The sequence below is a fragment of the Clostridium sp. genome, assembly GCF_036646415.1.
Classification (GTDB): Bacteria; Bacillota; Clostridia; order Clostridiales; family Clostridiaceae; genus Clostridium_J.
Window position 1 is genome coordinate 18,152 of the sequence record NZ_JAVXMF010000012.1, and the last position, 13,153, is coordinate 31,304.

General features: G+C 29.5%; 11 protein-coding genes. 1 reads left to right on the forward strand and 10 read right to left on the reverse strand.

The features are described from left to right. Positions 1–20 precede the first annotated feature (20 nt). The 8 genes from RSD37_RS09655 to RSD37_RS09690 all read right to left on the reverse strand — a co-directional run bounded on the left by RSD37_RS09655 (position 21) and on the right by RSD37_RS09690 (position 7,379). Complete coding sequence (locus RSD37_RS09655; RefSeq protein ID WP_346946590.1) at positions 21–596, reverse strand: ATP-binding cassette domain-containing protein; 576 nt, start codon at positions 594–596, stop codon at positions 21–23. 613 nt (positions 597–1,209) lie between these two features. Continuing rightward, a complete protein-coding gene (locus tag RSD37_RS09660) occupies positions 1,210–1,428 on the reverse strand; it encodes a hypothetical protein (RefSeq protein WP_346946524.1) in 219 nt (72 codons plus the stop codon). 807 nt (positions 1,429–2,235) lie between these two features. Continuing rightward, on the reverse strand, positions 2,236–2,694 hold the full coding sequence (locus RSD37_RS09665; protein ID WP_346946525.1) for a hypothetical protein: 459 nt from the start codon (positions 2,692–2,694) through the stop codon (positions 2,236–2,238). A gap of 99 nt (positions 2,695–2,793) precedes the next feature. Beyond that, positions 2,794–3,183: a hypothetical protein gene (locus RSD37_RS09670; protein ID WP_346946526.1), complete on the reverse strand. Its 390-nt coding sequence runs from the start codon at positions 3,181–3,183 to the stop codon at positions 2,794–2,796. 134 nt (positions 3,184–3,317) lie between these two features. Next, entirely contained in the window at positions 3,318–4,430 is a 1,113-nt protein-coding gene (locus RSD37_RS09675; protein WP_346946527.1) for an HlyD family efflux transporter periplasmic adaptor subunit, read from the reverse strand. Next, complete coding sequence (locus tag RSD37_RS09680) at positions 4,417–4,914, reverse strand: hypothetical protein (protein ID WP_346946528.1); 498 nt, start codon at positions 4,912–4,914, stop codon at positions 4,417–4,419. Before RSD37_RS09680 ends, RSD37_RS09675 begins: the two co-directional genes overlap by 14 nt. Beyond that, positions 4,901–7,183, reverse strand: a complete 2,283-nt coding sequence (locus RSD37_RS09685) for a peptidase domain-containing ABC transporter (RefSeq protein ID WP_346946529.1) — start codon at positions 7,181–7,183, stop codon at positions 4,901–4,903. The genes RSD37_RS09680 and RSD37_RS09685 overlap by 14 nt, the downstream gene beginning before the upstream one ends. A gap of 58 nt (positions 7,184–7,241) precedes the next feature. Then, positions 7,242–7,379 carry a hypothetical protein gene (locus tag RSD37_RS09690; RefSeq protein ID WP_346946530.1) on the reverse strand — a complete coding sequence of 46 codons (138 nt, stop codon included), beginning with the start codon at positions 7,377–7,379 and terminating at the stop codon, positions 7,242–7,244. Positions 7,380–7,892: 513 nt separating this feature from the next. Here RSD37_RS09690 and RSD37_RS09695 point away from each other — a divergent pair. Beyond that, entirely contained in the window at positions 7,893–9,191 is a 1,299-nt protein-coding gene (locus RSD37_RS09695) for a helix-turn-helix transcriptional regulator (protein WP_346946531.1), read from the forward strand. A gap of 672 nt (positions 9,192–9,863) precedes the next feature. Here the strand turns inward: RSD37_RS09695 and RSD37_RS09700 are convergent. Together RSD37_RS09700 and RSD37_RS09705 are read right to left on the reverse strand one after the other, a co-directional pair. Beyond that, on the reverse strand, positions 9,864–11,234 hold the full coding sequence (locus RSD37_RS09700; RefSeq protein ID WP_346946532.1) for a peptidoglycan-binding protein: 1,371 nt from the start codon (positions 11,232–11,234) through the stop codon (positions 9,864–9,866). Between the two features lie 149 nt (positions 11,235–11,383). Next, entirely contained in the window at positions 11,384–13,096 is a 1,713-nt protein-coding gene (locus RSD37_RS09705) for a S8 family peptidase (RefSeq protein WP_346946533.1), read from the reverse strand. Between the last annotated feature and the right edge of the window lie 57 nt (positions 13,097–13,153).

The following is a 13,153-nucleotide window of genomic DNA, read 5'->3' on the forward strand; positions in this document are numbered from 1 at the left end:
ATACTCTACCTTCCTTTCAACTATGTTCCACTTAATATAATTTTTTTAATTTCACTGCTACTTTTAAAATTATTATTAAACTCTTGAATTTCACCATTTTTCAATAATAATATTTTATCACTTATTTCTTGTGCAATATCCAACATGTGTGTAGAAATAATAATTGTATTTCCTCTCCTTGTATACTCTCTTACTACGTTAATCATGGCATCCGATGCTATAGCATCAAGTGAAGTAAACGGCTCATCCAAAAGTATATATTTGTAATTTAATAAAAATGCCATGATAAGAATTAACTTATGTTTCATCCCAAGAGAATAAGTAGAAATAGGATCTTTTATTTTTTCTTTCATTAAAAGCATGTCTAATATATTAGAGTATCTAGAATTATCTAGATTAATTTTTTTTAAACTTAGAATCAAGCTTATAAATTCATATCCAGTTAAATACTCATAAAATTTCATTTCATCGTGCACATACAATATCTGATCTTCAAAGTTGCTAAGGTTAATATTACAAGTTAAATCTCCATTTAATATCTTAAATAATGTGGTCTTTCCAGCACCATTTACACCTAGTATTATAGTTAAAATAATAAAATACTTACTTTAAATTTAAGGTATGCAGTAGTTGTTCATATAAGAAAGATTTTGAGTTTGTGAATAATTTGGGTTAAAGCACTGCATAAAAAATCCAAACCCACAGGATTACACTTATTTTAACAAAAGCAAAGTAACTTTTCACAAATATTGTTATACATTACTTTATTAAATTGAATTATTTTATCTTGTTTTCATTGTCTTAAATGTTCTTATTATTTCTCAAACGTTTTTAACTAACCGGTCCTCTTAGTATAATTAACACCCAAATCCAAATCTCTTTACTTAAGTATTTACTACTATTTCTTTTACCATCTATCTCTTTCATAATTACATCCCCTTAAGTTTATTATCATCAGTAACATACTCCTTTTTCAACTCTATCCATAATCAAAAGCAACCTACACTTTTATAATTGAAGGTTGTCTATTATATTCAATATTTATTGTTTGAAAACTGTTACTTTGTGCAACACTAAACCTTGCTATTTATGTTTAAAGCTTGATTAATTTTATTTTAAAAATGGGAAAGATTAAAAAATAAATAAATAAAGTGCAATGAAAATAATAAAATTTACTATATACAATTAACAACTTGTTACGTTTACTTTTTATCTTGTAATAAAAAGTACTAATAGTCTGATTATTATCACTAAAGATAGCACAATTAAGGTTACAAAGTAAATCGGTAAAAATACCATTTTAATACTTTCCATTAATTTTACACTGGTGGCAAAGTACCCTCCAAATATTATATACATTAATAGAAAAAATGATATTCCTGGCATAAAAAGCACTTTTAAAACTTTATCATTTTTAATTTTATCCATAACAATTATCCCCCCCCTATATCCGGTATAAACACTTTACACTCCCTATACGGTGAACCTATTCCCCTTAAAATCATTAAACACTTTAGTACGTTCTGTAGAAATAAATGATGGCTATCTGTTCATATGATTTATATATATTTCGCTAATTCGTTTTCGCCTACTAAAATATCTAGGCAAACTTTGAGCTATTTTTTCATGCTTAACTCTTGTTTCTGTTACCATTCCTACTGTTAATAATGTATTGAAATGTACTGTTCCACTCTTTTGTGCAACTATTTGCTACTACTCTTTACTCTTTTCTAAAGTAGCTTTTTGTTTCCAAATTTGATTCCAATAAGAATAGTGAATATTATCGCTAAAATTAATGCCATATTACTAGAAAAAATCTTGTTTAAAATAAAACACATGACCATTCCAATAAAGAATAATATAATGCTTGTAAAAAATATAGATTTTGTCATGATTTTAACCTTAAAGTCATTGTACTCATTTTTAATTCCCCCTATTATTTCTTTTGAAATTTCCTATCAATGTAATCACAGCATAACACTAAAATTGTTATGGTTATAATAATAGAAATATATTTCATTGCACCCTTTGATAAAAGTCCATTAGTTAAGATATCAATTAATATGTATATAAATAGTGCTACAAATAAAACTCCAATTCCTATTAGTACCAGTCTTAAAGATTTTATTATGTTTCACCTCCCCATTCTACTTATAACTAAAATAACCATTAGGAAGTCAACTCTTTGTAAATATAATTATTTTTGTATATATACCCTTTAATTGACGTGATCAACTAAATAAAGTTTATAATGAATAATATTAGTGTTAAGCCAAAACAGGTAATCATAGTACTAATAATTATTACTGATCTATACTTAGCATCAAACCTTCTTTTTCTATCAATTTTTTCTTTCTTTATATTGTATTTTTCATTTCTAGTTTCAAAATATTTAAGTAGCATAAATATTATTAAAAACACTATAAATTTTGATACCCCAGAAACTCTATTATGAAATGATAGAAATTTACAATTAAATAAATATCCAAAAATGCCCATTATAAAAAAACAAATAAATCCAAGCAAAAACATGTAGGTCATTTTATCTTTATACTTTTTTATTTTTTCTAAATTCTTTTCATCCAAGTTATCTATTTCAGTATTTATATGCTTCGTAAACATAAACTCACTATAATAATTAATTGTTAATATACAAGATATTATTACACTAAGTCCAGATATAAAATTTAACATTGCTTAATCTCCTTATCAAATATAATTTATAGTAGCTACAGCATACTTTATATATAATGATATTAGTACACTGTAGCTTTAATATATTATTTTTTAATGTTATCTTGCTACATAGTCAAAAAGATTAACTGAACCAATGCCCTTTGTAACAACTGAAAAAGTTCTATACCTATTTAAATATGTGCATGCTAGTGCAATTTGCGCAGCATTATAAACTAATGTTGCATACCCCCAAAGTCCTGATACACAAGCTTTTAATGCTTTTTTTGCAGCAAGTTCTGTTACCGTCCATAAAGTTCTTACTGAAGCATAAACAGCACCCGCTCCTGTACCAAGGCCTAATATAGCGTGAAACAATCCAGTAAGATCGTAATATCTTGACACTGATGTGCTTCCTCCATCAACATATTCCATTTCATCTCTGTCAATATCCACATAACTATTTGGTAATTGTAATGCGTATTCTCTTTTTAATGCAAATGCGCTCATTATTTTTCCCCCGTATATATATTTATTTTAAAAGAACTACAAACTTTTGTAAAGAATTAACAAACACTTAATTAATTTGCGCGCTGTGCTTATTAACCTTCACTTAAATCTAAATTTCTTTTAATGCAAAATAATTAATTAAACTTAATCCCAATTAACTCTAAGAAATACTTCATATAAGTTATCTTTTCATACTTAACTCTTGTTTCTGTTACCATTCCTATTGTTAAGTTAACTTTTTCGCCCTTAGAATCTTCTAGATAAGTTCTATCTGGTTTAACCTTCACCTTGAAAAATACATTTCCTTTTTCATTATCAATAGTTGCCTCTTCATCAATGCTCGTTACCTTTCCAGGTATTGTTCCATATTCTGATTGTAATAAACCTCCTACTACTAGAGATACTTCATCCCCTATATGGATTCTTGGTCTATCACTAGATGGCAACATTGTTTCTATGATTAAATCTTCTTCCTTACTGGTTATTGTCCCTATTAAATTTCCACCTTGAAGTACCATTCCTGCTGTTACGAGTGTACTTAGATGTACTGTTCCACTTTTTTGTGCAACTACCTGATACTGGTCTTTACTCTTTTCTAAAGCATCCTTTTGTCCTATTAGCTTAGAAACTTCTAATTCATATTGATTTTTCTCATTTGTAAACTCTGATATAGTCTTAAAGTAATGCTGATCAGATTTATTTTTTTGGGTTTTTACAAACTCATCTATTTGCTTTTGCTCATAGCCCTGATCCTTTAATGCTTTTTTATCTACCTCAAACTCTTTTCCTGCATAATAAGCTGCATTTAGTTTATTATAAAACTCACTTTCTATATCATCATATCTATCAAAGTAATTAGTCCCATTTGTTGCATTTTCTTCAGCTTTCTTTAATAGTTGAATTTTATTATTATAAGTGTCTATTTGTGAATTTATCTGCTCTAGCTGAAGGTCTGTTTCTAGACTATTTGTTGTGAAAAGAATATCTCCTTCAATTACTTCAGTACCTTCCTGTATAAAAGCCTCTTTTATTTCTCCTGAACCTTTAGTCATAATATGAGATTTATTCTCAGAAATCACTAACCCTTGTCCCTTAACCATATATGTCTTCACAGAATTATTTGCCCATATAAGTCCAATAGCGATTAATGATGTAACTATTAAAATAATATAATTCATGAAAGCTGGTGGTTTTTTATCGTAAAGTATCTTACTATCAGTAATTTCATTTAAGTTATATACTTTCAAGTAATCCTCCACCTTTCGCACATTCCATAAATACATCTGCCACTATATTTTCTTCTTCCTTCTTAACATAAACAGTATAAGAATCACCCTTTAACTTAATATTATTCTCAAAGGCATGTACCCCCAACTTTTGATAAGCAAATTGGAGATTTTCTTCTTTTTCTGTAAATCTCACAAACAAGCAATTGGTTACTCTAATTTGTGATTTTAACTCATAGGGTTTTTCAATGTTATGAATTGGATTCTTTAATTGAACCAGTAGCTTTAAAATAACTTTAGGTTGTCCGTTATCATCAACTTCAACTGAAGAATAATTTATCATTGGTCCTAAAGTAGAATTCCCCTTTGATTTAATATAGCTATCCATCATATAAGCAATTTTATCTATATCTATCAATTCATTTTCACTTATTTCCCTTATTAACACATTATTTAATTTTAGAACCTTGTTTTCTCTTATAACTATTTTCTCAGTTGTATTCATACTCTTCACCATCCTCTATGATATTTCCACATAATATATCCTCATTTACTTTTATGTCTTCTGATTTTTTTTCTAATTCATCTTCAAATATAATTTCCTTCTCTTCTAAAGAACCAACTTGACTTATATAAAGCTTATAATAATACCCTTTTTTCTTTAATAATGTTTCATGATCTCCTTCTTCAACTATCTTCCCTTTATCCATAACATAAATTATGTCACAGTTTCTAATAGTGGATAATCTATGAGCTATTATTAACATTGTTATTTTCTTACCCTTTACAAAAAGTGTATCAAAAATTTTAGCTTCACTTATAAAGTCTAAATTACTAGTGGCTTCATCTAATATTAAGAAATTAGGTTTCTTAATCAATGCTCTCGCCATAGCGATTCTTTGTTTTTCTCCACCGGAAAGTCCACCACCAGCTTCTTCTAAAAAGGTTCCATATTTACCTGGTAACTTTTCAATAAAAGATTTACATCCAGCACTTTCACAAGCAGCCTTTATTTCTTCATAGGTTGCATTTGATTTTCCTAAAGTAATATTGTCTTTTATAGACCCTGAAAACAATTCTACATTTTGTGGAACATAAGATATATTTTCTCTTAAATTATATAAGTCTAACTCTTCTATGTTATATCCATTGATATTTATTTTTCCTTCTTCTGGGGTATAATACTTTAATAATAATTTTGATATAGTGGTTTTACCACTTCCTGATTCACCAACTAGTGCCACTTTTTTCCCTTTTGGTATTTTTATACTTATATCCTTTAATACTGGTGATCTACTTCCATATCTAAAGGTAATATTTTTTAACTCTATATTTTCATTAATTTTTTCAATTTTTATCTTTTCATTATCATTTTCATCTTGTTCCTTCTCAACTTCATATATCTCCGAAATTCTTTTCAAGGATATACTTGCCTCTTGAATACTTAATTGAAGACTAATAAGCCTTCCTATAGGATCCATAAAATATCCTGAAAGAGTTGAAAATGCCATAAGTCCACCTAGAGTAATATCTCCATTCATGATCATTCTAGCTCCTATATACATAAGCACAAGATTTCCCACAGTGGATACTGCTCCGGATATTGACCCTTGAATATTCGATAAAACCCCTTCCTTAAAAGCAATTCTTAGGTTCCTTATATATTCAACTTCTAATTTTTCAATGCTATTCTCTTCTGCTGCATGAACCTTTATAGTCTCTATCCCTTTAAGGCTTTCTATAATATGGCTATTTAATCTAGCCCCTGCTTCCATTTGTTCTAAATTTATCTTCTTATATGGTCCTTTAAAGATATAAATCAACGCTGCACTTATTAATGTTATTGCTAAAATTACTATAAATAGTGTTTGATTCATAACATACAATACAGATGCCGAAACTACAGCTAAAACAATATCCATTACTAATGATAGTGAAACTGATGTAAGGATATTTTTAATTGTAGCAGCATCACTAAACCTGGTAAGAATATCTCCTACCTTTCTTGTAGAAAAGAATTTCATAGGTAGCTTGTACACATGTTTAAAGTATCCTAATAGTAAGGGTATATCTATTTTTTGTGATAGATATAGCAGCATATGTTGCCTTATTGCCCCTAATCCTATTTGCGTTATTCCAAGAATTAAGAAACCTATAACAAATACATTAAGTTGATTTTTCAAGCTATAGGGCAGTATTTCATCCATAAGTATTTTATTGAAAAATGCTGATCCTATTCCTAGTACGGTTAATATCACTGATGCAATAATACTATATATGAAAAGTGATTTTTGAGGAGTTAATAACTGAATAAATTTAGATAGCATCCCTTGACATTTCACTTTTCCAGGATTAAATTCATTATTAGGAATTAACAATAATAGTACTCCATCAAAACTTTCAAAGAATTCATCTATGCCCTTTTTTTCTTTTCCCTTTGCTGGATCTAATATGATAATTTTTTCTTTATTCACTTTATGTATCACAACAAAATGACTTAAACCTTCCTTTGTAATAACATGTGCTATAGCGGGAAGTGAGTACTTACTCTTTAGCCCGTCCTTATCAACTCTTATAGCTTTAGTATCAAAGCCTAATCTTTTAGCTCCATCCTCTAATCCCAATAAAGTTGTTCCTTTAATATCTGTGCCTAAAGTATCTCTTAATTTTGTAATTGTTATTTCTTTTTTATAATACATACATATTGTAGCTAAGCATGCCGCTGCACAATCTGTCATATCATGTTGCTTAACTAGATAATTTTTATGTTTCAAACTTTCTCCCCCTTGCACCACTATTCTCTTAAATATTAATTGTACTATCTCATTTTTACTAATTAAAATAATGATTTATAAGTGCAATATCCACATCAACAGGGCTTTTATTACTATATTGAACTATTCCAATAGCACCCATTACAACTATTCCAAATATAACAATTTTACTTATTTTCACTATATACCTTTTCACATCTTCAACCCCTACTATATTACTTCATAGTAATTATATACATTTTATACACTTACACAAAACATCATATATAGTCATACTTATTTATATTTACAAGGAATCAAAATTCACCTTCCTTACATTCTATATTCCACAAATTTTTTAGTCACCTTCATTAATTTTCTATTTTTGTGACTATAATTCACATTTTCTATTTCTTCATAAAGTTTTATATATGTTTATAATAAAATCAAATTTAAAATTATAATGTTGTTTTACTTTAGATTTTTATAGCAAATTAACCCAATTTATGTTATAATTTCAATTCATATAATTGTTATTTCAAATTAAATTGTTTATTTTATTCCATAGTTATCTACAACAACATTCCCATCTTATTTAAAATCTAAAGATAACTGTGGCTATATATTTACATTAAAACTTCTAACCTTTAAATGAATTCAAAACTCCCCTTCAAGGTTAGAATTCTGTATATTAAACTAATCTTATATAAAATTTGAAAAGGGTGGTTCTTTGGAAAATACTATCGGTTTGAAAATCAAAACTATTCGCAAGAGTTCACGACTCACTCAAAATCATTTAAGTTGTACTCTCATTGATAGAACAACTTTAAGTAAAATTGAAAATGGACATATCTTTCCTTCAATTCCCCAACTTATACACATTGCAAAAGTATTAAATGTTTCCATGAATACTTTATTGTGTGAGGAAAATTCTTCAAGTAATATATGTATCTCCTCTATAAGTAAACGTTTAAAAAATCTATATAATAAAAAAAAGTATCATGAAATCATTGATACAATTACTCCTTATGACTTTATTACTACTTACTATGTAGGTTTAAGTTACTATAAATTAAATTTAACAAAAGAAAGCAAACCTCTTTTATTAAAATGTGAAAAACTTTTTCATCTTTTAAATGACGGCTTAAAGCCTTTATATGCTGAAAATTTAGCTATTGCTATAGTGACACTTAGAAGAGTTATTATAAACTCTTTCAATTGCGAAGAAAACTTAAATTTTCTAACTAAAGCATTGAACTATCTAGAAACTTATAATTTAAATAATATCAAATCATATTATGCTATTGTCAATAACATAGGAGTATATTATCTTTACACAGCTAAGTATAGTGACGCTGTTAACTTTTATGAAAAGTTTTTAAAAGTTAATGTTGACACTTTACCCATTCCCGTTGTTACACTGATTCATGTCAATTTAAGCATTGCTTACTTTTCCACTAAAAATTATGATAAATCTATTGAACATGTAAATAAATCTATATTTTTTTATAATTATGTTGAAGATGGCATTGAGTGTGCTGAATGTCACTTAAATCTATTTAATGCCTATTTATATAAAAATGAAATAGAAAAGGCTTCTAATGTTATTAAAACTGTTTTAAATGAGTTTAAAAGTATTGATATAATTAATACTTTTAAAGCTTGCGAAATAGTACTTCTTTATAACTTGAATAGGATAGATGAAATTTTAATTAAAAACAAATCTATAAACTATGGCATCCTAAAGGAAGCTTCTAAAGTTGATTATGATTTTATAATGGGCCATGTTTATTTCAAGAAAAGCAACTATAAAGCTGCTATAAATCATTATAATAAATGTATAAATTTTTTAGTTGAAAATAAAAGATATATGGATGCATATATGACCTATAATGCTTTATATCTAATGAGCAAAAATAAAGATTTCAAAACTAAATTTCTTGAATATAAAAAGTTACATGACGCTGATAAGTATAATCATATTTCTACAAATATAACTTCACCTAATTATTTCTTATATAATAGCTAGCACACATCAAGTATCTCATTTTCAAAGTGAATTTTTAATTTAGGCTGTGTTTTTGCCGATTGTTTAAATTCGACTTAAATATGCTCTTAGCCCAATACCATTTGTAGCGTATAAAATCAAAAGGGGCTATGCCTGAGAATGAGCTGTCTCAAAATGATTGACTTATGTTTTATCTGAATGTTGAAAGTGGACTTAAATATTATTGATAGCAAAGCCATTTGCAGGGTTCTTGAATTTACTTAGGCTATATGAATGGTTAATCCGTAAAAAATACAACCTGTTTGAGCGAATGCGAGTTGTTAAGTGAGAATCTAAATCTATGATTTAGCTCTTCGAACTTACTCATTCGAATGTATATGAGAAGGAGTTTCTTAAATCTAAATCTATGATTTAGCTCTTCGAACTTACTCATTCGAATGTATATGAGAAGGAGTTTCTTAAATCTAAATCTACGATTTAGCTCTTCGAACTTACTCATTCGAATGCATATGAGAAGGAGTTTCTTCCATGTAATAATGAAACTCCCCCTCAACTGCGTTCGGTGGAGTAAGTTCCACTAACAAAATATAAAATTTTGAGTGTCACTTATGGTTCCGAAACGGCTTGCGGCAATAATATAAGTCCACTTTCAACACTAGTTTAAAACATATTCAATTTTTAAACAGCCTTAAATCAATTTATAGGATATTTAATCTTTGGTATATCTACCGCGTCTTTATATGGTGAATGTGGACTAAAGTATGCATATTCAGATTTTGACGGCTCTATTGTTTCAACATCACCTCTTAACTCTGCAATCCTTGTTACACCAACATATATGGCTGATATTTTATACCAGGTTCCATAATCTACTTGGCCTGTTTGTGGTAATCCAAATATTTGTTGGAATACCTTTACTTGATTTGTAGTTGATGGTCCATATATACCATCTATTGGCACCTTTGGTATTAAAGGATAGTTTTGAGATATTCTATTTAAGAATGTCTGTGTAGTTTTAACGGGTTCTCCACGGCTTCCTTCTGTCAAAGTATATCCTGGATATGACCTTGGACTTCCTGAAACGCTGACTGCTCTTTCAAGTACAATATCGTTACCATAAAAATTAGTTAATATATCGTAAGGTATATAACCCTGTTCACCTAAATCCTTACTTCCCCACTGAGTTAGCCATCCTGGACATTGAACATTTCTTCCATCACAATATTGTGAAAGTAGAGGTTGTTTAGCTCCAGACCTTTTAATATAAGTAGAAAAAATCTCATCAACTATTGCACTTATGTTACCATATATATTCCTGCCATAAGAAAAAGCTTGATCGTAAGCTGTGGAGTTAGTTACATCAAATGTATAACCTTTCCCTCTATACCACTCCGTATATATTCTATTTAAAGTGAATGAAACTATACAATATACATTTGCTCTTATAGCTGATTCTGGCCATGTAGCATAAATCTCACCACTAGCTACATTTTTTATATAGTCTCTATATGGAACCGTATAGTTAGGTGCACCTGTATTGGTTGGTGCTCCTGCATGAACTACTATAAACTCTGGTGCAACTGGTTCTGGTAACACTACCAGTCCACTTGGTGGTGGTGGTAATGGTTTATCTGGGTCTTCTGGTATTTTAGGTGGAAAATCCCCAAACTGTCTATTAGGTTGTATATCTATTATTTGTATTACGTCTTCACCTTGCTGAGTTTCTCTATTAAGACTTGCTGGAACCAAATTACATATTTGCACTGCTGTTTGGAATGGTAGTATCTGACAACCCCTCACAAATACATCATCATAACCCTCAGCACTTACTATTACATCGTAAAGACTATAAGGAATTAGTGTATTATTAGGGTCAAGTGATCGCTCTATTGGAGGTGTCTCTAAATCTACTGCCGGCGTTTGACCTTCCATATTGGTAGTAAGTGTCCCCATCTGTTCTCTCATTTCCCCATCTGTTCTTGTTATTCTAATATTGGCATTAGTAATTGGTATCGCTGTATTAGCTATATATACTTGAACCTGCAATTTACCTGTATCTGCCATAATGTTCTCCTTAAAATAATATTTCAATTATATCTTATGATATTTATGATGAAAAAGTTACATTTACCTTTAATTTTAAAAAGGATTTTCCCAATTTAAGTATTGTATTTTCACCTCATACTTTCACCGCTTCTAATTAATGATATAATTTATCTTGATGCCACCTCATTATTCCAAACATTAAGTGCATTAGCTAAACATAAAGTTCCGTAACCCCAACTATTATTAGGATATACTACATCAAATCTCCTTCTAGCAGCTCCCTTTAATAGAAAATATTTTAACCTTTGTCCATATAAGTAGGGATCACTTCCATTGACAATTCCAAACTCCATTAAGAGTGCACTGGCTCCTGCTACTTGCGGTGTAGCCATAGATGTACCAGAACGTTGATCAAATCCACCAGTTGGTGTAGTTGATTCTATATCTTCTCCCGGTGATGCTATATCTGGTTTTACTGGACTTAATAATAAATTGCCTCTTCCAGAGAACGCAGATATATTATTAGTTACATAGTTGTAGCTTCCAACAGTTATAACGGATTCTACTGTTCCAGGTATTCCTACAGTATTGCTTACATTAGGACTTAAAAATCTGGTAGTAACATTCAACCCCTCTGCAATAGGTAGCCACATATCATATCTACCTATATATGAAGTACTTGTTAACATCTCCATAGACCATATACCATTACTTATGGTATTATCGCCCACACCTGAAAGAACTATTATTATTCCACCATCAATATCAAATGGTGTTGGTCCAGTATTATATATAAAATACTCACTACCTCCTATTCTTCCACTATTTATTGCTTTTGTTAACATCATAGGTCCACTAATTGCCCCATTTGGAGCCATAAGATTTAATGTAATATCCTTTAGGAAGCTTTTATAAAGATTAATTCTTATTACTCTTTCATCCATTCCAACATTTATTTGTATAACTTGATTTTCACGTAGTATTCCCCCCACATGATGAGCCTTATCCCCTTCATTACCAGCTGCTATAACTATAGTTACTCTCTGGATTGTAGATACTGTATTAATATATTGTTCTAATAAGCTTCCGCCATTATGGGCTCCATCATTGGTGCTAAAACTTATATTTATTACAAGTGGTTTATCTAACTCATATGATCTATCAATTAAAAATTTAATTCCTTTCATTAGCTGAGTACTTGTTGCTCCTACTCCACCTATTTCTCTTGTCATCTTTACCATGGCTATAGAGCTTCTGGGTGCTACTCCATAGTTTCTCCTAGGTATGTTTCCCCCTGCACAAGCTATTCCAGCCACATGAGTACCATGACCTACTCTATCCTGGTGTGGAACCACTGAATATGGATCTATATTCTTTAATGCTTCATTAATTTGTTCCTTAGTATATACCACTCCGCCTTGATCTAAATCATAGATAAACTCTATTCTTGTATCTCCATTCTCCGTCCTAAATCCAAGATTCCTATAATCTATTCCTGAATCAATGAATCCTACAAGTACGCCTTCACCATATAAATTATAATTGGAATTTACCTCAGTTATACATGACGCTCTATTGCTAGGTTCAAATGTAAGATATAAATTCTTAGGAAGTTCTAAAAAATTAATCTGCCTAATACTGGATAACTCTCTAATAGCTCCTCCCATTATAGTTATAATCCCAAACCCAAATCCTAAATCATCAAAAGTTCCTCCGATAGCTTCAACTCTTTCTTTCAACGTAATTGGATTTCCAGCATAAAGTACAATTAACTCAACCTGATTTGACATGATATCTTCATAACTATATCCAATAACTTTCTGCTGTATATTACTTGGTATATTTATAAGTAAATTTAGTAACCCATCACTATTCTCCAAAGTATCACCTCCCAAAACCTATATACATTTATAGTATGTATAAATTGTAAAAAGGTT